This window comes from Pseudomonas sp. FW305-7, assembly GCF_058786735.1.
On the sequence record NZ_JBYSZA010000019.1, the window covers coordinates 109782 to 135398 of the forward strand.

Genomic DNA, 25617 nt, shown 5'->3' on the forward strand with positions numbered 1-25617 from the left:
TAAGCCAAGTTTGCGGCTGGAACACCCATAGACTGCGGTGAATGGCCGAATATCAACAGATGGCATTTACCGTTTATCGGCTGTATGCCAGATTCGCCTGCTGATAACTTTCCTTACAATTCCTCGACTACAGTTTGCCCATGCCTGCCCAACTCAAGCGTCGCCTGTTTATCTTCCTGCTTCTGGTCCTGTTGATCGCCGGGGGCTTTTTCGCCCATTGGTTTTTCAAGGGGCGCTTTTATGAAAGCACCGACAACGCCTATGTCCAGGGCGAAATCACCCGTGTCTCGAGCCAGTTGAGCGCGCGCATCGATGAAGTGCTGGTGCAGGACAACCAACATGTGGAAAAAGGCCAGTTGCTGGTGCGCCTTGAACCCAATGATTTCCGCCTGGCCGTGGATCGTGCCAATGCCGCCCTCGCCACCCGCGAAGCCGAACGCCTGCAAGCACAGAGCAAACTGACCCAGCAATCGAGCCTGATCGCCGCCAGCGATGCGCAAGTGGCGACCACGCAAGCGACGCTTGGCCGCTCGCAAATGGATTTGTCGCGGGCGGAAACCCTGCGCAAGCCCGGTTACGTTTCCGAAGAACGCGTGACCACCCTCTCCGCCGACGCCCACATCGCCCGCTCGCAAGTGGCCAAGGCCCAGGCCGACGCGCAGGGTCAGCGTCAACAGGTCAACGCCCTGAGCGCCGAGATCAAACGCCTCGACGCGCAGATCGCCAACGCCCGCGCCGACCTTGCGCAAGCCGAACTCAACCTCACCCGCAGCGAAATCCACGCGCCGATCAGCGGCCTCGTCGGCCAGCGTGCCGCACGCAGTGGTCAGGTGGTGCAGGCCGGCGCCTATCTGTTGTCGATCGTCCCGGACGAAGACATCTGGGTGCAGGCCAACTTCAAGGAAACCCAGATCGGCCACATGCAGCCCGGGCAGAAAGCCGAGCTGACCTTTGATGCCTATGGCGATACGCCGATCGAAGCGCGGGTCGACAGCCTGTTCGCCGCCTCCGGCGCGCAGTTCAGCCTGCTGCCGCCGGACAACGCCACCGGCAACTTCACCAAGGTCGTGCAGCGGATTCCCGTGAAGCTGACCTTCAAGGCCGATAACCCGCTACGCGGCAAGATCCGTCCGGGCATGTCGGTCACCGCCACCGTGAATATCAAAGACGCCCCAGACGATGGCCGGTGATTCGCTGATCCGCCCGGTCGGCGAACCGACCCGGCGGGACTGGATTGCGGTGATGAGCGTGATGCTCGGCGCCTTTATGGCGGTGCTCGATATCCAGATCACCAACTCTTCGCTCAAGGACATTCAGGGCGCGCTGTCGGCGACGCTGGAAGAAGGCTCGTGGATTTCCACCTCCTATCTGGTCGCGGAAATCATCATGATCCCGCTGACCGCTTGGCTGGTGCAGTTGCTCTCGGCGCGGCGCCTGGCGGTGTGGGTGTCGCTGGGTTTTCTGGTGTCATCCTTGCTGTGCTCAATGGCCTGGAGCCTTGAGAGCATGATCGTCTTCCGCGCCATGCAAGGCTTTACCGGTGGCGCGCTGATCCCGCTGGCGTTCACCCTGACGCTGATCAAACTCCCCGAACATCACCGCGCCAAAGGCATGGCGATGTTCGCCATGACCGCGACGTTCGCCCCGTCCATCGGCCCGACGCTGGGCGGCTGGCTCACGGAAAACTGGGGCTGGGAATACATCTTCTATATCAACATTCCGCCTGGGCTGATCATGATCGCCGGGTTGATGTATGGGCTGGAGAAGAAAGAAGCGCATTGGGAGCTACTGAAAAGCACCGATTACACCGGCATTCTCACGCTGGGTATCGGCCTCGGCTGCTTGCAGGTTTTTCTCGAAGAAGGCCACCGCAAGGACTGGCTCGAATCGAGCCTGATCGTGACCCTCGGCAGCATTGCCCTGGTGAGCTTGATTACCTTTGTGATCGTGCAGATTTCCAAGCCCAATCCGCTGATCAACCTTGGCATCCTGCGCAATCGCAACTTCGGCCTGTCGAGCATTTCCAGCCTGGGCATGGGCGTCGGGTTGTATGGCTCGATCTATCTGTTGCCGCTGTACCTGGCGCAGATTCAGAACTACAACGCCCTGCAGATTGGCGAAGTGATCATGTGGATGGGCGTGCCGCAGCTGTTTCTGATTCCGCTGGTGCCGAAACTGATGAAGTTCGTCTCGCCGAAATGGTTGTGCACGATCGGGTTTGGCCTGTTCGGGCTGGCGAGTTTTTCTTCGGGGGTGCTCAACCCGGATTTCGCCGGGCCGCAATTCAATCAGATCCAGATCATTCGGGCGCTGGGGCAGCCGCTGATCATGGTGACGATTTCGCTGATCGCCACGGCGTACATCCTGCCGCAGGACGCGGGGTCGGCGTCGAGCCTGTTCAACATCCTGCGTAACCTCGGCGGTGCGATCGGGATTGCTTTGCTGGCGACGCTGCTGGATGCGCGGACCAAGACTTACTTCGATTATTTGCGTGAGGCGGTGGTGCCGACCAACCCGCAAGTGGCGGAGCGCCTGGCGTCGATGAGCGATCGGTTTGGCAGTGATACGGCGGCGTTAGGCAAGTTGAGTGAGATCGTCCATCAGCAGGCGGCGATCATGGCCTATAACGATGCGTTTCACTTTGTCGGGATTGCGCTGGGGATCAGTATGTTGGCGATCTTGCTGACCAAAAAATTGCCGCAGGGGCTGAAGGCTGGGGAAGCCCACTAACTTTTGTGATGCCTGCACCGACCCCATCGCTGGCAAGCCAGCTCCCACAGGGATTGATGGTGTATACAAATTTTGTAAGCACCAAAGAAACCTGTGAGAGCTGGCTTGCCAGCGATAGGGCCAGATCAGGCAATGAACATCAAACAGCCAAAAGCCGCTCACGCAATTTGGCGATTTCATCACGCATCTGCGCTGCCGCTTCAAACTCCAGATCCCGCGCCAGCTGATACATCTTCTCTTCCAGCGCACGAATACGCTTGGTGATCTCGCTCGGCGAGCGCAGTTCGGCTTCGTACTTGGCGTTTTCCTCGGCAGCCTTGGCCATGCCTTTACGCTTCTTGCTGCGCGAACCGGGCACGGTGGCGCCTTCCATGATGTCGGCGACGTCCTTGATCACGCCTCTTGGGGTGATGCCGTTTTCCAGGTTGAAGGCGATCTGTTTGTCGCGACGACGCTCGGTCTCGCCAATCGCCCGCTCCATCGAACCGGTCATGCGATCGGCATACAGAATCGCCCGGCCATTGAGGTTCCGCGCCGCCCGGCCGATGGTCTGGATCAGCGAACGCTCGGAACGCAGGAAGCCTTCCTTGTCCGCATCAAGAATCGCCACCAGCGACACTTCCGGCATATCCAGACCTTCGCGCAACAGGTTGATCCCCACCAGCACATCAAAGGTGCCGAGGCGTAGGTCGCGGATAATCTCGACCCGCTCAACGGTGTCGATGTCCGAGTGCAGATAACGCACGCGTACACCGTGGTCGGCGAGGTAGTCCGTAAGGTCTTCGGCCATGCGCTTGGTCAGCGTAGTGACCAGCACGCGCTCCTCGACCGCCACCCGCTTGGTGATTTCCGAGAGTAGATCGTCGACCTGAGTCAGCGCTGGACGCACTTCGACTTGCGGGTCGACCAGACCGGTCGGACGCACCACTTGCTCGACCACCCGCCCGGCATGTTCAGCTTCGTAATTGCCCGGTGTCGCCGAGACGAAAATGGTCTGCGGGCTGACCCCTTCCCACTCGTCAAAACGCATCGGCCGGTTGTCCAGCGCCGACGGCAGACGGAAGCCGTATTCGACCAGGGTTTCCTTACGCGAACGGTCGCCTTTATACATCGCGCCGACTTGCGGCACGCTGACGTGGGATTCGTCGATCACCAGCAAGGCATCGGCCGGCAGGTAATCGTAAAGGGTGGGCGGCGCCGCACCGGCCGGGCGCCCGGACAGGTAGCGCGAGTAGTTTTCGATGCCGTTGCAGTAACCCAGCTCAAGGATCATCTCCAGGTCGAAACGGGTGCGCTGCTCCAGACGTTGGGCTTCGACCAGTTTGTTGTTGCTGCGCAGGTATTCGAGGCGCTCCTGCAATTCGACTTTGATGTGTTCGATGGCGTCGAGCAGGGTTTCCCGTGGCGTCACATAGTGGCTCTTCGGGTAGAAGGTGAAGCGCGGCATCTTGCGGATGACTTCGCCGGTCAGCGGGTCGAACGCGGAAATGCTCTCGACTTCGTCATCGAACAGCTCGATGCGGATCGCTTCCAGATCGGATTCCGCCGGGTAGATATCGATCACATCGCCACGTACGCGGAAGGTCGCACGGGCAAAATCCATATCGTTGCGGGTGTATTGCAGGTCGGCCAGCCGTCGTAGCAATGCACGCTGATCGAGTTTGTCGCCGCGATCGACGTGCAGCACCATCTTCAAATAAGTTTCCGGGCTACCCAGACCGTAGATGCACGACACCGTGGTGACGATGATCGCGTCCTTGCGCTCGAGCAGCGCTTTGGTCGCCGAAAGCCGCATCTGTTCGATGTGGTCATTGATCGAAGCGTCCTTCTCGATGAAGGTGTCGGACGACGGCACGTAGGCTTCGGGCTGATAGTAGTCGTAGTAGGAAACGAAATATTCGACGGCGTTGTTCGGGAAGAACGCCTTAAACTCGCCATACAGCTGCGCGGCAAGGGTCTTGTTCGGCGCCAGCACCAGCGTCGGGCGCTGGATCTGCGAGATGACATTGGCGATGCTGAAGGTCTTGCCCGAGCCGGTCACACCGAGCAGCGTCTGGTGCGCCAGCCCGGCTTCGATGCCCTCCACCAATTGGCGGATGGCTTCTGGCTGATCGCCGGCGGGCTCGAAGCGAGTGACTAGCTGGAATTCGGACATACACACCTCTGGGATCGCGGCGCTCCGAGCAATGCGGAGTACCGCGGGGACGACCGCAAACGACCGATGTCGCGCAAGAAAAAACCTGGATTGTGCTCAATGTGGTGGCGATTGCCTCACCTTTCAAGGCAAACGTCCTACATCCGGTAAAGACTCTGACACGGTCAATCGACTAACGGTCAAGAAATAATCGGAAAAACTTACCCGAAAAGCCGATTCGCCTGTCGCCATTGCTCAGTGATGGCCTCTATACTAGCTCCCCGTTTGTGCACCGCTCTAGTGCATTCGGCTGGAGCGCGACACGTCCCTCCACACTCCATTCAGAGCCGCCGTAATAATGAGCCTGTTCTCCGCTGTCGAAATGGCACCCCGCGATCCAATCCTGGGCCTCAACGAAGCATTCAACGCCGATACCCGGACCACCAAGGTCAACCTGGGCGTGGGTGTTTACTGCAACGAAGAGGGGCGAATTCCACTTCTGCGCGCCGTGATCGAAGCTGAAACCGTTCGCGCTGCTCAGCACGCTTCCCGTGGCTACCTGCCGATCGACGGCATCGCCGCCTACGATCAGGCGGTGCAAAAGCTGCTGTTCGGGAACGACTCGCCGCTGATCGCTGCCGGTCGCGTCATCACCACTCAGGCCGTCGGCGGGACCGGCGCACTGAAAATCGGTGCCGACTTCCTCAAGCAACTGCTGCCGAACGCTGTCGTGGCAATCAGCGACCCGAGCTGGGAAAACCACCGCGCGCTGTTCGAAACCGCCGGTTTCCCGGTGCAGAACTACCGCTACTACGACGCCGCCACCCACGACGTGAACCGTGCCGGCCTGCTCGAAGACCTCAACGCCCTGCCGAACGGCTCGATCGTTGTTCTGCACGCTTGCTGCCATAACCCGACCGGCGTCGACCTGAGCCCGGCTGACTGGAACAACGTGCTGGAAGTGGTCAAGGCCAAAGGTCACGTGCCGTTCCTCGACATGGCGTACCAGGGTTTTGGCGATGGCATCGACGAAGACGCCGCCGCTGTGCGCCTGTTCGCTGAATCGGGCCTGACCTTCTTCGTCTCGAGCTCGTTCTCCAAGTCGTTCTCGCTGTACGGCGAGCGCGTCGGTGCGCTGTCGATCATCAGCGAATCGAAAGAAGAAAGCGCCCGCGTACTGTCGCAAGTCAAACGCGTGATCCGCACCAACTACTCCAACCCGCCGACCCATGGCGCAAGCATCGTCGCTGCCGTGTTGAACAGCCCGGAACTGCGTGCGCAGTGGGAGGCCGAGCTGGCGGAAATGCGTCTGCGCATTCGCGGCATGCGTGAGCAAATGGTCAACCTGCTGGCAGAGAAAGCGCCACAGCGTGACTTCAGCTTCGTCGGTCGTCAGCGCGGCATGTTCTCCTACTCCGGCCTGACCACTGAACAGGTTCATCGCCTGCGTAACGAGTTCGGCATCTACGCCCTGGACACCGGCCGTATCTGCGTGGCTGCGCTGAACCAGAGCAACATCAAGGCTGTGACGGACGCGATCGTTCAGGTCATCTGATTTCGCCGCGTGATGAAAAACGGGAAGCCTTCGGGCTTCCCGTTTTTATTTGCCTGATTAACCGTGCCCATAACCTCTAGACTGCACATAAATCCAAATTGTAGGAGTGAGCCTGCTCGCGATAGCGTCTGATCAGTTGACGCTGCACTGCCTGACGCACCGCTATCGCGAGCAGGCTCACTCCTACAGGTTTTGTGTACACCCGGGATATCTGATGAGAGACAACATGAAAAACGACAACCTGCGCGCTGACCGTGACGATCTGGATGATTTCATCCCCCGTGCTTCGGCCAAACGTGAAAAAAGCCTGGTGCTGCAAGTTGCCGCCGGCGTCTTCCTCGGTGGCCTGGTCCTGTGGCTGGTGCAACTGGCGGCGACGGCGGCTTACGCCAAACTGATGCTCGGCACCATCACCTTCGGCAGTTAAGCCAGCTCGGTCGCGCGCTGACTGGCAGCATCGTCATAGGCGACGTAAAGCGATTCGGCGATCTGGCTTTTGATCGCCTTGGTGCTTTCAAGCCCGAGGACAAATCCTTCAGCCTTGCCGCCGGCGCGGTTCAGCTCTTCAGCCGTACTGGCCTGAGTGATTGCATCGAAGAGTTTTTCGGCGTGTGGGCCAACCCCTTTGGGCAGGCTGATCTGAGTGATGCTCATGCGAGCACCTCGCTGTTGCAGGAATTGCGGACTGGGTGATTCATGGCGCGTACCTTTTCGGCGAATGGCCGGCAGCGCGTGTGACCACTTCCGGGCAGCCATGGTAGACCTCTGATACGGTTCTGGTAACCGCCAATCGAGGATAAACCACCGTCCGTCCCGCGAAATCACTTATTTTCCTGATCGACGCTTGACTTCTCTTTTTGAATCAGTAACATACGCACCAATTCCGCAATAGCTCAGTTGGTAGAGCAAATGACTGTTAATCATTGGGTCCCTGGTTCGAGTCCAGGTTGTGGAGCCAAATAGCAAAGCCCCTGAATCGAAAGATTCAGGGGCTTTTTTGTGGGCGCTTGAAAAGATCAAAAGAAAAGGGCCGATCTGCGCTTAACAGATCGGCCCTTTTCTATTCAGACGCAGCGGTCAGACATGTTCGCTGCTTTTCACCTGCGCTTTCGGCGCGCCATGTCCGTGGTCGTGATCATCCGGCTCGATCACCGGCACTTCCTTGCCATCGCAGTCATGCAGTTTGCCGTCGCTGAAGTAATCGCCTTCACGCAGCGCTGCCAGATCGCGATAACGCAGGGTCCGCTCTTCCGCTGCCGCAAACACCGACTGCTGGTCCGAGTTGCCAGCGGTGAAATGGTTGAACGCCAGGTTGAGCAGGATCGCCATGATCGCCGACGAACTGATGCCCGAGTGGAAAATGGTCGCGAACCAGCTCGGGAAGTGATCGTAGAAGTTCGGTGCGGCAATCGGGATCATGCCGAAACCGATTGAAGTGGCGACGATGATCAGGTTGACGTTGTTGCGGTAGTCCACCTTCGACAGCGTACGGATACCGCTCGCGGCCACGGTACCGAACAACACGATACCGGCGCCGCCGAGTACCGAGGTCGGCACTGCCGCAATCACCCGCCCCATGAACGGCAGCAGGCCGAGAATCACCAGGAAGATACCGCCGGTGGCCACTACGTAACGACTCTTGATGCCGGTCACCGCCACCAGCCCGACGTTCTGGGCGAAGGCGCTTTGCGTGAACGAACCGAAGATCGGCGCAAACATGCTCGACAGCATATCGGCCCGCAGACCGTTGCCCAGACGTTTGGAGTCAACCTTGGTGCCGATGATTTCACCGACCGCCAGAATGTCCGCCGAGGTTTCCACCAGGGTCACCATGACCACGATGCACATCGACAGAATCGCGGCGAAGTGGAAAGTCGGCATGCCGAAATGGAACGGCGTCGGGAAGCCGAACATCGGCCCGGTGGTGACGCTGGAGAAGTCCGCCATGCCGAGGAACACCGCCAGCACCGTGCCGATCACCATGGCCAACAGGATCGACAGACGCGAGATGGTCGAGCTGCCGACCTTGCTCAGCAGCAGCACCAGCACCAGCGTCACCGCCGCCAGACCGATGTTTTGCATGCTGCCGAAGTCCGGCGCGTGGCTGTTGCCGCCCATGGCCCAGCGTGCGGCCACCGGCATCAGCGTCAGGCCGATGGTGGTGATCACAATGCCGGTGACCAGCGGCGGGAAGAACTTGGTGATTCGCGAGAACACCGGAGTGATCAACAAGCCGATCAACGAGGCTGCAATCACCGCGCCCAGCACCGACTGGAAACCGCCCTCCCCGCCACTGCTGACAATCGCAACCATGGTCGCCACGCCGGAGAACGACACGCCCTGCACCAGCGGCAACTGACAGCCAAAAAACGGCAGACCCAGGGTTTGCAGCAGTGTCGCCAGCCCCCCCGCAAACAATGAAGCAGCAATCAACAAACCGATGTCCGCCGGCGACAGGCCGGCCGCCTGGCCGATGATCAGTGGCACCGCAACGATACCGCCATACATGGTCAGAACATGTTGCAGGCCGTAAGCCATATTCGCGCCGACCCCGAGATTTTCGTCCTCGGGCCGTTGGTGTGAAACATGGGGCGTTTTCATGGTGGGGGGTTCCCTGGTTTTTGTTATGCGCACACTGTATTCAATACTCGGGACAAATGTCCATAGAGTTGTATACAACTTATCAGTCACATAATGGATAGGTAGCCACCCAACCTTCTACCCCGGTGCTTCCATCGCCCACAAATCCGGCAACACATCCCTCTCTGTCTGCCGTCCATGCACAACTAGGCTGAAGTGCTCATGGCGACCGACGGTGCCGTCGCGCTGTTTTTTATACATATAAAGTATGCATAATGAAGTCATTCGACATTCAGTACGACAAAAGCAAGAACGCAGCCAACAAACTCAAGCACAAAGGGCTGAGCCTCGCCGAAACGGAATCGGTCTTCCACGACGAACGCGCGCTCACGATTGAGGACAACGACCATGATGAACAACGCTGGATCACCCTCGGCCTTGATGGCAAAGGACGCTTATTGGTCGTTGCGTACAGTTACCGCGAAGTGAATGTCGTTCGAGTTATTTCCGCACGTCTCGCCACACCGAGCGAACGTCACGAATATTTTCAGGAGGCTTGATCGATGAAAGACGAATATGACTTCTCTCAGGGCAAACGCGGTGCAGGGGCATCAAACAAAGGGAAAACCCGCATCACCATCATGCTGGACGACGCAGTCATCGAAGCCGCACGCACGCAAGCCGAGAACGAAGGGTTCGGTTATCAGACGGTGATCAACAACACCCTGCGCCAGGCACTGCTCAATACCGGCAAACCGGAACGGGTCGACTCGACCACCCATTCCGGTCAATTCAAGCAAGGCATCACCGCCACCGACCTCAAGAGCCTGGAAAAAAAACTTTCGGCAGCCATCGGTGAGATCCGCCGGGTGCTCGAACCCGAAGCCAAACCGTAGGCTTCACACAGGCACGATCAGCCGCTCGAGCGCCGGGCGCACTGACGGCTGATCCGGAACGCGCAGGTCGAACTCCGACGCCAACACTTCAAGCAGCTCATCGACACGGATCAGTTCACGCCGCTCACTGCTTGCCCCCATGCGATGGAGGGCAAAGCTGCCGTTGTTCAATGTCTTGCGCCAGCCATCGCCGGTACGCGCAACCATCAGCCGCTGAGCGAATGGCGAATCTGGATGCGTCGAGACGTACCAGTTGCCGATGGTGTAATCGATGTCTTCCTGGCGTTGCAGATCGAACAGGTACATCGAGCGCCACTCACCTGCAACGTTGGCGCGCAGCATGTAGCCATCGGGTTGTTTTTCGATGCGATAGGGTTCGTGCGGGGTGGCCTGCTCGTCTTCGGTGTCGAGGACCAGCGGCGCGGTCGGCACCATGCCGCCGAAGCCGACGTCGGTGATGTAGCGCACACCGTCGAGGGTTACCAGGCTCAAGCGGTGAGTCCGTGCCGTCCAGGTGCCTTCGGGTTGATTCATGACCACGCGGCCGCTGATCGCCCGAGCGTCGAAGCCCAATTCCCGCAGCAAGGTAAAAAACAGCTTGTTCAGCTCGTAGCAGTAACCGCCACGGCCATCGTGCAGGACTTTCTGCTCGATCGAGGCAAGATCGATCGGCACTGGCGCGCCGCTGATGGTCGACAGATTTTCAAAGGGGAAGGCACCGGTATGGCGCAATTGCAACTGGCGTAAGGTTTCCAGGGTCGGCGCTGGCGGTGCGTCGAACCCCAGGCGTTGCAGGTACAGCTTCGAATTCGTCAGGCGTGGCTCACTCATTGCTCGGTCCTTAGGCATGGGGCCGCAGATCACTGCGTTGGTGGTCGCCATGTATACGGGATCAGGCGCTGTTCTCGACAATTGATTTCACCAATCGCCTCTAGCGTTTTTTCCTTGAACCGATACGAATCCACGTCGGCGCATGATCGCTGGCGTGGGCTTCGTTGCGCACCCAGGCGTCCACGCCGGCCTCGTGCAAGTACGGACTGAGTGCTGGATTAAGCAGCAGATGGTCGATGCGCAGGCCGGAATTGCTTTGCCAGTGTTGGCGGAAGTAATCCCAGAAGGTGTAGAGGCGATCTTCGGGATACAGATGCCGCAGCGAATCGGTCCAGCCCTGGTCCAGCAATCGTTGATAACACTCGCGGCTTTCGGGTTGCAGCAAGGCATCCTTGAGCCATGAGCGGGTGTTGTAGATGTCCATGTCGGTGGGCACGACATTGTAGTCACCGGCCAGCACCACGGGGTGATCGCTGCTTTGCAGGTCTTTTGCGTAGCTGATCAACCGCTCGAACCACGCCAGTTTGTAATCGAATTTCGGTCCCGGTTGCGGGTTGCCGTTGGGCAGGTACAGGCAACCGACCAATACGCCATGCACCGCCGCTTCCAGGTAACGGCTGTGCTTGTCATCGGGATCGCCAGGTAAGCCGCGTCGGCTCTCTAGCGGTTGCGCGTCACGGGCGAGAATGGCCACGCCATTCCATGAGGCCTGCCCGTGCCAGATCGCGCCGTAACCGGCGGCCTCCAGTTCGGCCGCGGGAAAGGCGCTGTCGAGCGATTTAAGCTCTTGCAGACAGACAATGTCTGGTTGCTCGCGCTTGAGCCATTTCAGCAGATTCGGCAGCCGTGCGCGCAAGCCATTGACGTTGAACGTGGCGATTCGCAGGTTTTTCATCGACTGAGGCTCCTGCCCCTGGCATGTGAAAATTGTGACCTTGCGAGCACTGTGCGGGTTGCATCGGATATCGCCGCTACGGCGTAATAAGCGCTCGTCTGCCCGAACTGTCGAGAGCCGTACTCCATGCACACCACACTGCAAGGCCAGCGCATTGTCCTGCGCCCGCTTCAATACTCGGACGCCGATGCGCTGGTCCGCGCTTCCGCTGACGGCGAGCTGTGGGATCTCACCGTGACCGTTGTGCCGTCAGCGAGCACCGTCGACAGCTACCTGAAAAAAGCCCTCGACGGGCGGGATGCCGGTACGGTGCTGCCGTTTGCAATCACCTTGAAGGACAACGGCGAAGTGATCGGCTCGACGCGCTTCTGGAAGATCGACCCGCTCAATCGCAAACTGGAAATCGGCAGCAGCTGGATCTCGGCGAGCTGGCAGAAGTCCTTCGTCAACACCGAAGCCAAATACCTGTTGCTGCGCCACGCCTTCGAAGAGCTCGAATGTGTGCGTGTGCAATTCACCACCGACGAGAACAACCAGAAATCACGCCAAGCGATCCTGCGCCTCGGCGCGCAGCAGGAAGGCATCGTCCGCCACGAACGGATCATGCCGGACGGGCGCAAGCGCAACTCGGTCCGGTTCAGCATCATCGACGACGAATGGCCGCAAGTGCGCCTGCACCTGGAGCAGAAACTCGCCGGCTACGCGTAAGGCTCAGGCGCGATTACGCAGCCATTGCAGGAAGCCTTTTTTCGGCACCACCACCGGCGCTTCCTCGGTCAGCGATTGCGCCTTGTGCAGACGGTAATCGAGCAGGGTTTTCATGGCGTCGCTGATGTCGTGACGGGCGTCGAGGCACGGCTTGAGGTAAGTCTTCTCGATGCGGTACAGGGCGCAGAAGGTCTTCGCGGCAAACTTCGCCGGCACCGAGGAATCGGAAAGAATCCCCGCCTCGCCGATGACCTCGCCGGGGCCCATGCGTCCGGATTCGAACGGCGCTCCATGGCGGGTCAACGTCACCGTGACCACCCCCGATTCGATAATGAACAAATGATCGCTGACCTCCCCCGCCTCAAGGATTGTCTCGCCAGCCCGGAAGCTTTGCAGGGTCATGTTCTGGCTGAAGGTTTCTTTTTCTTCCTGACGCAATGTGGAAAAAATCGGCGAGCTGTCGAGCAACGCCCGAGGCCGCGACAGATTGGTCGGTGCACTGCTTTCATCAGTCGACAGCAGATTGACCCCGGATGCCTGCAAGTGCCGATACGCCAGATCGAACAGCTGATTGCGCACCACCCGTTTCTCGCCCATCGAGGCGACGAAACCACTGATTTCGTATTCCGCGCCACTGCTGCCGGAGCTTTTCAGGGCGACGCTCGGCGCAGGTGTGTCGAGCAACTGCCGACAGCCCTGCATCGCCCGCTCCAGTGCATCGATCACCGAGTTGGGGCGCGCATGCGGGCTGACCTGTACGCTGACCGCGACGCCGAACATGTTGCTCGGCCGGCTGAAGTTGATGATCTTGGCCTTGGCCGCCAGCGAGTTGGGAATCACCGCCATGCTGCCCTGACTGGTTTGCAGGCGTGTGGCGCGCCAATCGATATCGGTGACCCGGCCTTCGGTGCCGTCGATGGAAATCCAGTCATCTAGCTGATAAGGCTTGGTGGTGTTGAGGACGATCCCGGAAAACACGTCGCTGAGCGTGCTCTGCAAGGCCAGACCAACGATGATCGCCAGGGCGCCGGAGGTGGCGAGCACGCCTTTGACCGGCAGATCCAGCACATAAGCCAGCGCGGCAATGATCGCAATGAGGAAAATCACCGCGCCGAGCAAGTCCTGCAATAGCCGCCCGGTGTGCCCGACCCGCTGCATCATCACCGCGCCGATCAACACCGTCAGGGTGCGTGCGCCGAACAGCCACCATCCGATCTGCAACCCGGTCGCCGCCAGGTGCAACGGCACGTTATCGGCCCATGGCGCAGGTTCCATCGGATTGAGGCCTTCGTTGAACAGCAGGATGCTGAACAACGTGAAAATCAGCACCCGCACCAGCAGTTTCCATTCACTGCCATGGGAGCTGATCAGGCGCCACAGACCGAGATCGAGGAGGATCAGGATCAATGCGCAAAACAACGGGTGTTCAGTCAGCAGAGACAGCATCAAACAACTCCGACGAGGGCCAATCGCGAGAAGATCGCACAGATTGGGACAGTGTAGGAGCAATTGATTTCAGAGGATGAACACCCGCGCGAAAACACCACAAAACGAAGTGTGGGAGCGAGCCTGCTCGCGAAAGCGGTGGATCAGTCAAAGGTGCATTGACTGACATGACGCCTTCGCGAGCAGGCCCGCTCCCACAGGGTGAGTGTAATGGCGGGATCAGCCGTGCATCCGGCCAAAGCGCCCGGACTGGAAGTCGGCGAAGGCCTGATGAATTTCCTGCTCGGTGTTCATCACGAACGGCCCGTGACCGACAATCGGCTCGTCGATCGGCTCGCCACTGAGCAACAGCACCACCGCATCCTGACTCGCCTGGAGTGTGAGTTGCCGGCCATCGCGTTCGAACAACGCCAGTTGCCCTTGCTCCGCTGATTCCTGTCCATTGATCTGCACCGAACCCTTGAGCACCACCAGTGCAGTATTGCGCCCCTCGTGCAGATCCAGCGTCAGCAACTTGCCGGCGTTCAGCCGCAGATCCCACACATCGATTGGCGTAAAGGTCCGCGATGGGCCTTTATGGCCATCAAACTCACCAGCGATCAAGCGCAGGCTGCCGGCGTTGTCCTTCAGTGCAATGCTCGGAATGTCACCATCGAGGATTGTCTGATAACCCGGCGCAGCCATTTTGTTCTTGGCCGGCAGATTGACCCATAGTTGAACCATTTCCAGCTTGCCGCCAGTCCGGGCGAAGTTATCCGAATGGAATTCCTCATGGAGGATTCCGGAAGCGGCGGTCATCCATTGCACATCGCCAGGGCCAATGGTGCCGCCACTGCCGGTGGAGTCGCGGTGCTGCACTTCACCGTCATAAACAATCGTCACGGTTTCAAAACCACGGTGTGGATGCTGCCCCACGCCGCGCCGCTCGCTGGTTGGCGTGAATTCGGCAGGCCCGGCGTGATCGAGCAGCAGAAACGGGCTGATGTGTTTGCCCAGGTTGTCGTAGGAAAACAGTGTGCGTACCGGAAAACCATCGCCGACCCAATGGCCGCGAGGGCTGGTGTAGATACCGATGATGTTTTTCATGGTGGGCTCCAAATCAGTGAGTGACGCAATGGATTGAGCTTAAATCCATGATCATTAATGCACTAGACGGCAAAAACCGGTCTCAGCGTTCTATCTGAAGAACAGTGCGTTCGCGGGCAGACTCAAAACCGAGGCGCCGCCATCGCGGGCAAGCCCGACTCCCACAGGGATCTCCAGTGAACTCGGATTTTGCGAACACCCGAGAACCCTGTGGGAGCTGGCTTGCCAGCGATGAGGCCAGCCCGGACAGCACGGATCCCGGAAAAGATTCATGACCTGAGGTCAAAGGTGCTTTGCCCCACCGACGGTTTTTCTCACGGAAACAGACGCGGATACTCCTGCCCATTCCCACTGCAACCCTGGAGTCCTTCATGTCTGTTCCCGCTTTCGGTCTTGGTACGTTTCGCTTGCAAGGCCAGGTGGTCATCGATTCGGTGAGCACCGCCCTTGAACTCGGCTACCGGGTCATCGACACCGCACAGATCTACGAAAACGAAGCCGATGTCGGCCAGGCCATCGCCGCCAGCGGTATCCCTCGCGAAGAACTGTTTATCACCAGCAAGATCTGGGTCGCCAATTTTGCCGGAGATCGCTTGATCGAGAGCCTCAAGGAGAGCCTGCAAAAATTGCAGACCGATTACCTCGACCTGACCCTGATCCACTGGCCATCGCCGGACGATCAAGTGCCTGTCGAAGAATTCATGAGCGCGCTGCTGGAGGCCAAGCGTCTGGGCCTGACCCGGCAGATCGGCATTTCCAACTTCACCATCGACCTGATGAAACACGCGATTGCTGCCGTCGGTGCCGACCACATCGCGACCAACCAGATCGAACTGCACCCGTACCTGCAAAACCGCAAAGTGGTCGAATTCGCCAAGAGCCAGGGCATCCACATCACCTCGTACATGACCCTCGCATACGGCGAAGTGCTCAAGGACCCACTGATCCTGCAGATGGCTGAACGCCTGCATGCCACCCCGGCGCAAGTCACGCTCGCCTGGGCCATGCAATCGGGTTACGCGGTGATTCCATCGTCGACCCGGCGCGCCAACCTGCAAAGCAACCTTGGCGCCACGGCACTGACGCTGAGCGAAGCCGACATGGCGCAAATCGCCACGCTCGATCGCGGCCATCGCCTGACCAGCCCGAAAGGCATTGCGCCCCTCTGGGATTGACGGCTCAGACCTGAAGACGCTGCGCGAGGCCATGCATGGCCGCGCGCAGCGTATCAATCGCCAGCCCCATGGCAACGGCTTCGGCCTCGCGGCAGGCCTGCTCCAGATCAGCGCAGGCCGATACCACCCGCGCCGCCCCGACCATCTGCGCGCCACCCTTGATATGGTGGGCCAGTTCGCGCAGCCCTTCGCGGTCATGCTCATGGAGCAGATCGTCCAGTCGCAGCAGGTCGCGGTGCAGACTACTCAGCACTTCCTCTCGCAAGCGCTCGATCAGCGAGCGATCGCTGCCGGCCATCTGTTCCAGCGTACTCAGATCAATTTCTGTCAGGGGATCTACCACGGTCGGCTCGACCTCTATGTCGCCATGGCTGGCGCCATTCAACGCCTGCTGCAAATCGTGCAAGCGAATCGGTTTGAACAGGCATTCGTCCATGCCGGCATCGAGACAACGCACCTTCTCCTCGACCTGTGCGTTGGCGGTAAAGCCGAGAATCAGACAAGGCGCCTGCCCGCTCGCAGCCTCCTCTTCACGAATGGCCATAGCCAGTTCGTAGCCGTTGCGCCGGGGCATGTTGCAATCGGTGATCACCACATCGAATGGCTGTGCCCGCCAACGCTCCAGCCCGGCGTGGCCGTCCTCGGTATCAACCGTGCGATGGCCAAGCTCACTCAACTGCCAGCACAACAACAAACGGTTCACCGGATGATCGTCGACCACCAGAACGTTCAGTGAGCATGCAGCAGCGACCCGTGTTGCAACGTGCGCTGGCGCTTGCGCGAGTGCGGCCAGCAGCGGCAGTTCGAGGCTGACTTCAACTTGCGTGCCGTAACCCGGCTCGCTGTCCAGGCGCAACCCACCACCCATCATTTCGCAGAGACTGCGGCTGATTACCAGGCCCAGCCCGGCGCCGCTGCGCAGCGGTTGCGCGGTATGACTCGCTTGCACGAACGGACTGAACAACCGCTGCCGATCCTGCGCGCTGATGCCGATCCCGCTGTCCTTGATGAGCACCTTCACCGCCACGTACTCGGCGGACGTTGCGGTCAGCGCAAGCCGCAGACTCACCTCGCCCTGTTCAGTGAACTTGATAGCATTGCTCAGCAGGTTCGACAGCACTTGCTTGAAGCGTGTCGGGTCAATCAACACATCGACGTCGCTGCGCCCATCGAGTTCGATATGCCACAGCAAGCGCTTTTGCCGCGCCAGCCCCTCGAACACCCGGCAGACCGACATCACCAGTTCACGCAGGTTGACCCGCTCAGGGGCCAGAGACAGATGCCCGGTTTCAATACGGGCGATATCCAGAATGTCGCCGATCAATGCCAGCAGTTGTTGTCCGGCGTTGGAGGCCACTTGAATTGCCAGGCGATCGGTCACGCCCTCATCGGCCCGTTTCAAGGCCAGTTCGAGCATGCCGATCAACGCATTCATCGGTGTACGGATTTCATGGCTCATGGTCGCCAGAAACGTGGTCTTGGCCCGGTTGGCGTCATCTGCCGCTTCCTTGGCTTGCTGCAATTGCTGCAACCACTGCTGACGCTGACGGATCTGCCAGCGCTGAAATCCGATCCAGCCCAGCGCCAGTACCAGCAAGCCCGCCGCACCGAAAAATCCGAGGAGGATCTCGCGGCGATGACGCAACCAATAGCTGTCATCGACCACCACATCATGGCTCCAGCGTTCAACCAATTCGTCCATCTGTTGCGGAGCGATGCTCAGCAGGGCTTTATTCAGGATCGAGTGCAGCACTGCCGCCTGCGGCGCAGTGGCCAGTGCAATACGTGCCGGTTGATCGCCGACGGTGCTGGTGATGCGCAGACGTTCGCGGTAGTGACGGGCGATCAGATATCGCGCCACCAGCAATGAGCTTACGGTGGCATCGACCTGTCCTTTGGCAACCTGCGCCATGCCTTCGGCGGGGCTTGCGACTTCGACAAAACGTATGCGCGGTACGCGCCCCTGCAGGTATTCGCGCAACGGATGACCGCGATAAATGGCCAGACGTTTGCCCACCAGATCGTCAAGCGTGCGCGGGCTCTGCACCGTGACTGCACTGACCAGCACGAACGGGTTGTTCAGATAAGCGCGGGTGAATTGCAGTTCGCTTTCCCGTTCACTGCTGGGTGTCACCACGGGCAGCACATCCAGCTCACCAGCCTGCAACTGCGTGATCTGGCGATCCAGCGAGACGCCACGCACGATGTCGAAATTCAGTCCGCTGCGTTGACTGATCAGGCTCAGCAGTTGCGCCGACAGCCCGTTGAATCGGCCATCGGCATCGAAAAAAGTCAGCGGCGCGAAGTCTTCGATGCCGCCCACGCGCACCACCGGATGTTGCGCCAGCCAATGCTGTTCGGCGGCACTCAGTTGCACCCTTGCCTGTCCCGCCATTTCGGCAGGTCCGGCGCTCCAGCGCTGTTCTATGCGTTGTCGATGCTCCATCGGAATGCTCGCCAATGCCTTGTCGACGATACGCTTGAGGCGCACCTCGCTGCGCAACAACGCAAAGCCGAACGGGTTGGCATCAAGCCCCGCCGGCCCGGCCAGATGCAGGTCGTTGCGATAATTGGTGTTGATCAAATAGTTGGCACTGATGAAGTCGCCCAGATACACCTCATCGGCGCCGAATGCCACGGCGCCGAGAGCGTCCATCGCCGAGGGATAACGCTGCACACTCGCTTCGGGGTAGAACGCCTGCACGATCGCCAGTGGCAGATAATCTTCGACCATGGCGACGCGCTTGCCCGCGAGATCTTCGGGCATCGTTTCGTCGAGCCGGGTCACCAGCATCGGCTGATCTTCAGCGTAGGCGCGGGACAGAACGAACGCAGGATCGGCGGTCTCGAAACTGTTGGACGTGCCCAACAGTTCGAGGTCGCCGCGCTTGAGTGCGGCCATCGCCAAATCCCGGTTGGCATAGCGCCGCACTTCAATATCGGTTCCGAGCAGTTGCGCCAGCAGGTCGGCGTAATCGGCCGTGAGCCCTTCCAGCTCATGCTGATTACGAGTGATCTCGAACGGTGGGTAATCCGGCCCGGAAATGCCCATGTGCAGCACCGGATGCTGACGCAGCCATTGCCGATCCTGTTCGTCCAGGCGAACCTCGACCGGTTCCACGCTGGCGCGGGTCAGGACCTCCAGCACCTTTGGCATTTCATTGGCCCAGCTCGAGACCACGAGGCTCAGCCACAACCCGCCAATCTGAACGACGCGGATCATGCCCGGCCGCTCAGATCAAATGATTGCGCTTGGCGAAATCGCGCAAGTGCACCGCTGAACTCACCCCGAGCTTCTTCATCAGACGGGTTTTGTAGGTACTGATGGTCTTGTGGCTCAGGTGCATCTCTTCGGCAATCGCCTTGTTGGCCTTACCTTGGCCCAGTTGCTCGAAAATGCTCAATTCTCGATCGGAGAGCTGATCGATCATCTGCTTTTCCGTGGTTTGCACAGCATTCAACGTGCTGACATTGTCCGGCATCGCAGAAAAATAGGTGTATCCCGACATCACCGCCTGAATGGCTTTGTGCAGTTGTTCCAATTGATTGGTTTTGGTCACGTAGCCCATGGCCCCGGCGCGCAGACAACGCTCCTGGTAAAACAAGGGGTCGTGGGAACTGAAAACGAGGACGCGACAGTCAAGCTCGTTGGCTTTGATCCGCGTCAGTACTTCCAGGCCGTCAAGGCTCGGCAAACGCAGATCGAGCACCACCAGCCGGGGTTTGTGCGTGCGGATCAGTTGCGACACCTCGTTGCCATTGGACGTTTCATGGACTTCCTTGAAACCTTCGGCTTTCAGCACGATGCGGATGGCAGCGCGCACCACCGGATGATCATCGACGATCAGCGCTGACTTCATGGCCACTCCCGGGGCAGATTCTAACGATGAAGCCACCGGCGTGGATCGATCCGGACTCAGTGGCTGCGCGGTGACTGTTGCACGGAACGGAAAGTGAATCACCTGTCAGGTCTGACAGTTGCGGTCAGCGTATTTCTATGCATACGCCCGACGCTGCACTGCTGGCTCCGGCTTCCACTGCGAAACATCGACGTGAGCCATCAAGTGCCTGATTGCCTGTTCATTAGGTAACGGCACATGACTGATCAGCACATTGTCCTGAGCGAAACCTGAAATCGCCTGCAGCGGCGCCGAGGGTTCGTTGTAGATCAACGCATGACGCACCTGTGGGCTATCGAGGAAAAACCCCAGCAGATCCAGCGACCCTGCCGCCAGACCGGCGTCGATGACCACGGCATCGAACGGTTCACAACCGTAGTCGACCAGCGTCAGCAGTTCGGCGAGGTTCTGCACCGGGGCCACGCGGTAATAATCGAGACCATTGAACAGGCGCTCGATTTTCATCCGGTGGAAGTGCTGCGGATCGGCGATCAGGATACGCAGGGCTTTGTTGGTCATGCTCAATCTCCAGAGAGGCAGGGTTCTGAGTGCGGCAAGACTACGCAAGCTCAACGGCAGGTTCTGTAGGACTTTTCCTAAAAACCGAACAATCAACCGAGATCTACCGGGTCCATGGACGCAGCCGCAAGCGGCACCGGGAGGTTGCTTGTCTTCTAAACATCAAGCTGCGCCAGCAGTGCACCCAGCGTCTGTCGATCCGGTGTGCGGGTCAGATACAACTGGCGTTGATGGTTGGCGTAAATCGTCTCGGTCTGCGGCTGACCGCGCCGCGCATCGTGAATGACACAGTGGCGAATCTGTGAATTGCTCTGAAAAAAGCGCACCGGGTCGACACCGGCAGCGGCGATCAACTCACCGTTGATCACCATCAGATCAAAGCGCTGGAACGGGTCATGGGCGTAGTGAGTCAAGGCCAGCAATTCACGAAAAGAATGCACCGGTGTGAGATTCCGGTAGCCCAGTTCGTTGAAGATCTTCGCGATTCTGCCTTGCAGAACACTCTGCTCTTCGGCAATGACCACTCGCCAGTATTTGTAGGACATAGGATTTAACAGCGTGGGAAAAGGTGCTGACCACGCTACTCACCCCCATTTAAAACCTCTGTAGGAAAATTCTTAAAAGCGGCCGGAAACCTCGCAAAAACCGGCAAGATCAAAGTCGTGGACTGCCAGATTAATCCTGTGGGCACGTGGGAAACGCCCAAGCGGAGCCTACTCGGTTGTACTCGGACTCCAGAACGCCTGCACCACCAGCGCCGAAGTCGAGATCCGTGCAACCAGTGCATCCAGTTCATCACCATCGACCGAAGTGGTCGCCAGTGTCGCTTCGATCTCGATTTCATCGGCACCAAACGCGTGTACGTCGACATCGCTGGCCGGATAGTTGCTGCGTTCCAGTTCCGCTTCGAGCAAGGCAAACACAGCCGTTTGCTGTGAGCGCCGGGCGATGACGTAGACGATGTTGGTGACTTCGGCCGAGACCACGTCCAGTGGCTGACGGTTGATGTTGTTGACGATGGGACGCAGCAACGTGTTGGCGGCGAGGATAAACAGCGTGCCGAGCACGGCTTCGGCGAGCAGGTCGGCACCGGCGCAGGCGCCGACCGCCGCCGAGGTCCACAGGGTGGCGGCGGTGTTGAGGCCACGGACGTTGCCTTCTTCGCGCATGATCACCCCGGCACCGAGAAAACCGATGCCGGAGACCACGTAGGCGACCACCCGCACTGCGCCTTCGGCACCGGCGAGACGGTTGGCCATGTCGACGAAAATCGCCGCACCGACCGCCACCAGCACGTTGGTGCGCAGGCCGGCGGTGCGTTGCCGGTACTGGCGCTCGAAGCCGATCAGGCCGCCGAGGATGAAGGCGGCGCTGAGGCTGACCAGGGTGTCGAGCAGGGAATCGAGGTTGAGGTTGTTGATGGCTTGCATGATGAAATCCTTGAAAAACACGCGATCTCTGTAGGAGTGAGCCTGCTCGCGATAGCGGTGTGTCAGTCGCTGGAAATCTTGACAGACAGATTGCTATCGTCGGAACGCCGCCCGGAGCAGGCTCACTCCAACAGGGGCAGCATTACTGCCAGCCGAACCGGCGGATGTAGAAACCTTTGACCGCCTGAGTCAGCGCCATGTACGCCAGCAGAATCACCGGCAGGAACACGAAGTACAGCGATGGCAACGCCTGCAGTTTGAAGTAATGCGCCAGCGGCCCCATCGGCAGGAAGATCCCCACCGCCATGATGATCCCGGTCATCACCAGCAGCGGCAGCGCTGCACGGCTTTGCAGGAACGGAATCTTCGGCGTACGGATCATGTGCACGATCAGCGTCTGGGTCAGCAACCCGACCACGAACCAGCCGGACTGGAACAGCGTCTGGTGATCCGGGGTGTTGGCATCAAACACGTACCACATCAAGGCGAACGTAGTGATGTCAAAGATCGAACTGATCGGCCCGAAGAACAGCATGAACCGACCGACATCACCCGGCTGCCAGCGTTGTGGTTTCTTCAGCATTTCCTCGTCAACGTTGTCGAACGGAATGGCGATCTGCGAAATGTCATAGAGCAGGTTCTGCACCAGCAGGTGCATCGGCAGCATCGGCAGGAACGGAATGAACGCACTGGCCACCAGCACCGAGAACACGTTGCCGAAGTTGGAGCTGGCGGTCATCTTGATGTACTTGAGCATGTTGGCGAAGGTCCGGCGCCCTTCGAGCACGCCCTCCTCCAGCACCATCAGGCTCTTTTCCAGGAGGATGATGTCCGCCGCCTCTTTAGCGATGTCCACCGCGCTGTCCACCGAGATACCGATATCGGCCGTGCGTAGCGCCGGGGCGTCGTTGATGCCGTCGCCCATGAAGCCGACGACGTGGCCGTTGCCCTTGAGAATGCGCACGATGCGTTCTTTGTGCGACGGCGTCAGTTTGGCGAAGACGTTGGTTTTCTCCACGGCCACCGCCAGTTCGGCATCGCTCATGCGTTCGACGTCATTGCCCAACAGCAAACCTTGCTGAGCGAGGCCGACTTCGCGGCAGATCTTCGCGGTGACCAGCTCGTTGTCGCCGGTCAACACTTTCACAGCCACGCCATGCTCGGCCAAGGCCTTGAGCGCTGGCGCGGTGCTTTCTTTCGGTGGATCGAGGAACGCCACATAGCCGATCAGCGTCAGTTCATTTTCATCGGCCAGGCTGTAAGTGTCGCGACCTTCAGGCATCGAGCGGGCGGCCACGGCCACCACGCGCAAGCCTTCAGCGTTGAATGCTGCAGTGACCTGACGAATACGGGTCAGCAATTCATCGCTCAAGGCTTCATCGATGGCGCCATGACGCACGCGACTGCATACCGCCAGCACTTCTTCCACCGCGCCTTTGCAGATCAGTTGATGCGGTTGGCCGCGCCCTTCGACCACCACCGACATGCGCCGGCGATTGAAGTCGAACGGGATCTCATCGACTTTGCGAAACGCCGTGCCGACCTTCAGCTCACGGTGGACTTCCACGTGTTCCAGCACCGCCACGTCCAGAAGGTTTTTCAACCCGGTCTGGTAGTAGCTGTTGAGGTAGGCCATTTCCAACACGTCATCGGAATCTTCACCCCAGACGTCGACATTGCGCGCCAGGAAGATTTTGTCCTGGGTCAGGGTGCCGGTCTTGTCGGTGCAGAGCACGTCCATCGCGCCGAAGTTCTGGATGGCGTCGAGACGTTTGACGATGACTTTTTTGCGCGACAGGAACACCGCTCCCTTGGCCAACGTCGAGGTGACGATCATCGGCAGCATTTCCGGGGTCAGACCCACGGCAATCGACAGCGCGAACAGCAATGCCTCGGTCCAGTCGCCCTTGGTGAAACCGTTGATGAACAGCACCAGCGGCGCCATGACGAACATGAAGCGAATCAACAGCCAGCTGACTTTGTTGACGCCTTGCTGGAACGAAGTCACCGCACGATCGGTGGCGCCGACCCGCTGCGCCAAAGCACCGAAATAAGTGCTGTTGCCGGTGGTGAGAATCACCGCCACCGCCGTGCCGGACACGACGTTGGTGCCCATGAACAGGATGTTGTCGAGTTCCAGCGGATTGCGTGTGTCGCGATCAGCCTGACGCGCAAACTTCTCCACGGGCATCGATTCACCGGTCATTGCGGCCTGGCTGACGAACAGATCCTTGGCGCTGAGCACCCGGCAATCGGCGGGAATCATGTCACCGGCCGACAGCACGATCAGATCCCCGGGCACCAATTGCTTGATCGGCAATTCGCTGCGCGGCGCATCCCGGCGCATCACCGTGGCGGTATTGCTGACCATGGCTTTCAATGCATCGGCGGCCTGATTGGATTTGCTTTCCTGCCAGAAACGCAGCAGCGTCGACAGCACCACCATCGAGAAAATCACGACGGCTGCTTTAAGGTCTTCAGTCAGCCACGAGATCACCGCCAACAGGGTGAGCAGCAGGTTGAACGGGTTTTTGTAGCAGTGCCACAGGTGGATATACCAGGCCAGTGGTTGCTCGTGCTCGACTTCGTTAAGGCCGTATTGCGCACGCAGGGCATCGACTTCGAAATCGGTGAGGCCATCGGAATGCGTGCCCAGCGAAGACAGCAATACGCCGCTGTCGCAATGCGCCGCATCGACCAGGGTGTTGGCCAGGGTTGGCGGCACTTCACGGCTGACCGTGGTGTCGTTGATGGTTTCCAGCAAGGCCAGGCGACGGAAGTGCCGGGCGATGTGGCGGGTCCGCAGAAAACCTGCGAAAAATTCCTTGAGCGTAAGTTTCATGGCTGTTGCCCCTATGGTCAGCCGGGAAACCGTCAAGCAGGTACGGCCGCGCCTCGTCCGCCGGGAAAACCGGCACGGCAAGGCTTGGCGCGCCGGTCAGAAAAGACAGGCGTGTCGATAGGGCTGCGATGACGACAATAAAGTCGAAATCACGCTCTTTCAGTGTCGATGAGAAGGACTTCAAGACATGACCAAGGACTGGCCATGTGCGGGATGCCGCTGCTCGCTGTTACGGCGAGACAACGGCACAAAAGAGGCGCGTTATCTTGCCGAGAATCTGCCGGTTACCGAGACCGGCCGACAACTGTCACTCGAACAAGTACCCACTGTGGGTCTCCGCTATTGATGAAAACGCGCGAAGCTTACGCCCCGATGTCTGGAGAGTAAACCCGCAAAAGGAAGTGTGTCGGGGAATGTGGGGGATGTTCAGGAAGGGTTCAGGATTGTGAAGTTCTGGTGTTTTCGAAGGCCCCATCGCGAGCAGGCTCACTCCTACATTGGTCCTGCGTACACAGAACATTGTAGGAGTGAGCCTGCTCGCGATAGCGGTGGTCCATCAAAGGTGATGGTGCCTGACCCGCCGCCATCGCTGGCAAGCCAGCTCCCACAATGTTTTGTGTGATGTCCGCTACCGCTAACACAACACCGCCCCCTGTGGGAGCTGGCTTGCCTCGCGATAACGGTGGTTCATCGAAGGCGATGGAGCCTGACCTGCCGCCATCGCTGGCAAGCCAGCTCCCACAATGTTTTGTGTGATGTCCGCTACCGCTAACACAACACTGATCCCTGTGGGAGCTGGCTTGCCTCGCGATAGCGGTGGTTCATCGAAGGCGATGGAGCCTGACCTGCCGCCATCGCTGGCAAGCCAGCTCCCACAATGTTTTGTGTGAT

General features: G+C 59.3%; 21 protein-coding genes and 1 tRNA gene. 9 read left to right on the top strand and 13 right to left on the bottom strand.

The features are described 5' to 3' along the window. The first annotated feature begins 140 nt into the window (after window positions 1-140). Window positions 141-1190, top strand: a complete 1050-nt coding sequence (locus tag AC3WMT_RS21500) for an HlyD family secretion protein (RefSeq protein WP_103304849.1) — start codon at window positions 141-143, stop codon at window positions 1188-1190. Then, window positions 1180-2730 carry an MDR family MFS transporter gene (locus tag AC3WMT_RS21505; RefSeq protein ID WP_103304848.1) on the top strand — a complete coding sequence of 517 codons (1551 nt, stop codon included), beginning with the start codon at window positions 1180-1182 and terminating at the stop codon, window positions 2728-2730. The genes AC3WMT_RS21500 and AC3WMT_RS21505 overlap by 11 nt, the downstream gene beginning before the upstream one ends. Window positions 2731-2869: 139 nt before the next feature. Here AC3WMT_RS21505 and uvrB read toward each other — a convergent pair whose 3' ends face one another. After that, entirely contained in the window at window positions 2870-4885 is a 2016-nt protein-coding gene (uvrB, locus tag AC3WMT_RS21510) for an excinuclease ABC subunit UvrB (RefSeq protein WP_095123435.1), read from the bottom strand. Between the two features lie 337 nt (window positions 4886-5222). On the opposite strand from uvrB, the gene AC3WMT_RS21515 reads away from it, so the two are divergent. Continuing rightward, complete coding sequence (locus tag AC3WMT_RS21515; RefSeq protein ID WP_103304847.1) at window positions 5223-6419, top strand: amino acid aminotransferase; 1197 nt, start codon at window positions 5223-5225, stop codon at window positions 6417-6419. 226 nt (window positions 6420-6645) lie between these two features. Continuing rightward, window positions 6646-6846, top strand: a complete 201-nt coding sequence (locus tag AC3WMT_RS21520; RefSeq protein ID WP_053118898.1) for a hypothetical protein — start codon at window positions 6646-6648, stop codon at window positions 6844-6846. Here AC3WMT_RS21520 and AC3WMT_RS21525 read toward each other — a convergent pair. Beyond that, entirely contained in the window at window positions 6843-7073 is a 231-nt protein-coding gene (locus AC3WMT_RS21525) for a hypothetical protein (RefSeq protein WP_103304846.1), read from the bottom strand. The two genes, AC3WMT_RS21520 and AC3WMT_RS21525, sit on opposite strands and share 4 nt — an antisense overlap. A 228-nt stretch (window positions 7074-7301) precedes the next feature. Here AC3WMT_RS21525 and AC3WMT_RS21530 point away from each other — a divergent pair. After that, window positions 7302-7377: transfer RNA gene (locus AC3WMT_RS21530), tRNA-Asn, on the top strand. A 119-nt stretch (window positions 7378-7496) separates the two neighbouring features. Here AC3WMT_RS21530 and AC3WMT_RS21535 read toward each other — a convergent pair. Then, window positions 7497-9020: a nucleobase:cation symporter-2 family protein gene (locus tag AC3WMT_RS21535; RefSeq protein ID WP_103304845.1), complete on the bottom strand. Its 1524-nt coding sequence runs from the start codon at window positions 9018-9020 to the stop codon at window positions 7497-7499. Window positions 9021-9274: 254 nt separating this feature from the next. On the opposite strand from AC3WMT_RS21535, the gene AC3WMT_RS21540 reads away from it, so the two are divergent. Both AC3WMT_RS21540 and AC3WMT_RS21545 read left to right on the top strand, forming a co-directional pair. Continuing rightward, window positions 9275-9559 (top strand): BrnT family toxin, encoded by a 285-nt coding sequence (locus AC3WMT_RS21540; protein WP_103304844.1) that lies wholly within the window; start codon window positions 9275-9277, stop codon window positions 9557-9559. Window positions 9560-9562: 3 nt separating this feature from the next. After that, entirely contained in the window at window positions 9563-9895 is a 333-nt protein-coding gene (locus tag AC3WMT_RS21545; protein ID WP_103304843.1) for a BrnA antitoxin family protein, read from the top strand. 3 nt (window positions 9896-9898) lie between these two features. Here the strand turns inward: AC3WMT_RS21545 and AC3WMT_RS21550 are convergent, their stop codons facing one another. Next, entirely contained in the window at window positions 9899-10726 is an 828-nt protein-coding gene (locus AC3WMT_RS21550) for an arylamine N-acetyltransferase family protein (RefSeq protein ID WP_103304842.1), read from the bottom strand. Between the two features lie 100 nt (window positions 10727-10826). Beyond that, on the bottom strand, window positions 10827-11621 hold the full coding sequence (xth, locus tag AC3WMT_RS21555; RefSeq protein WP_103304841.1) for an exodeoxyribonuclease III: 795 nt from the start codon (window positions 11619-11621) through the stop codon (window positions 10827-10829). Window positions 11622-11747: 126 nt separating this feature from the next. Here xth and AC3WMT_RS21560 point away from each other — a divergent pair, with 126 nt between their 5' ends. Beyond that, complete coding sequence (locus AC3WMT_RS21560; protein ID WP_103304840.1) at window positions 11748-12329, top strand: GNAT family N-acetyltransferase; 582 nt, start codon at window positions 11748-11750, stop codon at window positions 12327-12329. Window positions 12330-12332: 3 nt separating this feature from the next. Here the strand turns inward: AC3WMT_RS21560 and AC3WMT_RS21565 are convergent, their stop codons facing one another. After that, the gene (locus AC3WMT_RS21565) at window positions 12333-13775 is read right to left on the bottom strand and encodes a mechanosensitive ion channel family protein (protein WP_103304839.1); all 1443 of its coding nucleotides are present in this window, start codon (window positions 13773-13775) and stop codon (window positions 12333-12335) included. A gap of 219 nt (window positions 13776-13994) precedes the next feature. Further along, window positions 13995-14861, bottom strand: coding sequence for a pirin family protein (locus tag AC3WMT_RS21570; RefSeq protein ID WP_103304838.1), 867 nt, complete (start codon window positions 14859-14861; stop codon window positions 13995-13997). Window positions 14862-15232: 371 nt separating this feature from the next. Between AC3WMT_RS21570 and dkgB the strand changes: the two genes are divergently transcribed. After that, complete coding sequence (gene dkgB, locus AC3WMT_RS21575) at window positions 15233-16036, top strand: 2,5-didehydrogluconate reductase DkgB (RefSeq protein ID WP_103304837.1); 804 nt, start codon at window positions 15233-15235, stop codon at window positions 16034-16036. A gap of 4 nt (window positions 16037-16040) precedes the next feature. On the opposite strand, the gene AC3WMT_RS21580 is transcribed toward dkgB, so the two are convergent. The 6 genes from AC3WMT_RS21580 to mgtA all read right to left on the bottom strand — a co-directional run bounded on the left by AC3WMT_RS21580 (window position 16041) and on the right by mgtA (window position 24726). Continuing rightward, complete coding sequence (locus AC3WMT_RS21580) at window positions 16041-19259, bottom strand: transporter substrate-binding domain-containing protein (protein WP_103304836.1); 3219 nt, start codon at window positions 19257-19259, stop codon at window positions 16041-16043. Between the two features lie 10 nt (window positions 19260-19269). Further along, complete coding sequence (locus tag AC3WMT_RS21585; protein ID WP_103304835.1) at window positions 19270-19896, bottom strand: response regulator transcription factor; 627 nt, start codon at window positions 19894-19896, stop codon at window positions 19270-19272. 135 nt (window positions 19897-20031) lie between these two features. Then, window positions 20032-20454, bottom strand: coding sequence for an ANTAR domain-containing protein (locus tag AC3WMT_RS21590; RefSeq protein WP_103304834.1), 423 nt, complete (start codon window positions 20452-20454; stop codon window positions 20032-20034). Between the two features lie 155 nt (window positions 20455-20609). Further along, complete coding sequence (locus tag AC3WMT_RS21595) at window positions 20610-20999, bottom strand: hypothetical protein (protein ID WP_103304833.1); 390 nt, start codon at window positions 20997-20999, stop codon at window positions 20610-20612. Window positions 21000-21167: 168 nt separating this feature from the next. Beyond that, complete coding sequence (locus AC3WMT_RS21600; RefSeq protein WP_007913384.1) at window positions 21168-21884, bottom strand: MgtC/SapB family protein; 717 nt, start codon at window positions 21882-21884, stop codon at window positions 21168-21170. A 142-nt stretch (window positions 21885-22026) separates the two neighbouring features. Beyond that, on the bottom strand, window positions 22027-24726 hold the full coding sequence (gene mgtA / locus AC3WMT_RS21605) for a magnesium-translocating P-type ATPase (RefSeq protein ID WP_103304832.1): 2700 nt from the start codon (window positions 24724-24726) through the stop codon (window positions 22027-22029). Window positions 24727-25617: the final 891 nt, after the last annotated feature.

Bases quoted from the DNA above. Each gene is read 5' to 3' on its own strand.
- AC3WMT_RS21500 (WP_103304849.1), top strand. From the start codon at position 141: ATGCCTGCCCAACTCAAGCGTCGCCTGTTTATCTTCCTGCTTCTGGTC.
- AC3WMT_RS21505 (WP_103304848.1), top strand. From the start codon at position 1,180: ATGGCCGGTGATTCGCTGATCCGCCCGGTCGGCGAACCGACCCGGCGG.
- uvrB (WP_095123435.1), bottom strand. From the start codon at position 4,885: ATGTCCGAATTCCAGCTAGTCACTCGCTTCGAGCCCGCCGGCGATCAG.
- AC3WMT_RS21515 (WP_103304847.1), top strand. From the start codon at position 5,223: ATGAGCCTGTTCTCCGCTGTCGAAATGGCACCCCGCGATCCAATCCTG.
- AC3WMT_RS21520 (WP_053118898.1), top strand. From the start codon at position 6,646: ATGAAAAACGACAACCTGCGCGCTGACCGTGACGATCTGGATGATTTC.
- AC3WMT_RS21525 (WP_103304846.1), bottom strand. From the start codon at position 7,073: ATGAGCATCACTCAGATCAGCCTGCCCAAAGGGGTTGGCCCACACGCC.
- AC3WMT_RS21535 (WP_103304845.1), bottom strand. From the start codon at position 9,020: ATGAAAACGCCCCATGTTTCACACCAACGGCCCGAGGACGAAAATCTC.
- AC3WMT_RS21540 (WP_103304844.1), top strand. From the start codon at position 9,275: ATGAAGTCATTCGACATTCAGTACGACAAAAGCAAGAACGCAGCCAAC.
- AC3WMT_RS21545 (WP_103304843.1), top strand. From the start codon at position 9,563: ATGAAAGACGAATATGACTTCTCTCAGGGCAAACGCGGTGCAGGGGCA.
- AC3WMT_RS21550 (WP_103304842.1), bottom strand. From the start codon at position 10,726: ATGAGTGAGCCACGCCTGACGAATTCGAAGCTGTACCTGCAACGCCTG.
- xth (WP_103304841.1), bottom strand. From the start codon at position 11,621: ATGAAAAACCTGCGAATCGCCACGTTCAACGTCAATGGCTTGCGCGCA.
- AC3WMT_RS21560 (WP_103304840.1), top strand. From the start codon at position 11,748: ATGCACACCACACTGCAAGGCCAGCGCATTGTCCTGCGCCCGCTTCAA.
- AC3WMT_RS21565 (WP_103304839.1), bottom strand. From the start codon at position 13,775: ATGCTGTCTCTGCTGACTGAACACCCGTTGTTTTGCGCATTGATCCTG.
- AC3WMT_RS21570 (WP_103304838.1), bottom strand. From the start codon at position 14,861: ATGAAAAACATCATCGGTATCTACACCAGCCCTCGCGGCCATTGGGTC.
- dkgB (WP_103304837.1), top strand. From the start codon at position 15,233: ATGTCTGTTCCCGCTTTCGGTCTTGGTACGTTTCGCTTGCAAGGCCAG.
- AC3WMT_RS21580 (WP_103304836.1), bottom strand. From the start codon at position 19,259: ATGATCCGCGTCGTTCAGATTGGCGGGTTGTGGCTGAGCCTCGTGGTC.
- AC3WMT_RS21585 (WP_103304835.1), bottom strand. From the start codon at position 19,896: ATGAAGTCAGCGCTGATCGTCGATGATCATCCGGTGGTGCGCGCTGCC.
- AC3WMT_RS21590 (WP_103304834.1), bottom strand. From the start codon at position 20,454: ATGACCAACAAAGCCCTGCGTATCCTGATCGCCGATCCGCAGCACTTC.
- AC3WMT_RS21595 (WP_103304833.1), bottom strand. From the start codon at position 20,999: ATGTCCTACAAATACTGGCGAGTGGTCATTGCCGAAGAGCAGAGTGTT.
- AC3WMT_RS21600 (WP_007913384.1), bottom strand. From the start codon at position 21,884: ATGCAAGCCATCAACAACCTCAACCTCGATTCCCTGCTCGACACCCTG.
- mgtA (WP_103304832.1), bottom strand. From the start codon at position 24,726: ATGAAACTTACGCTCAAGGAATTTTTCGCAGGTTTTCTGCGGACCCGC.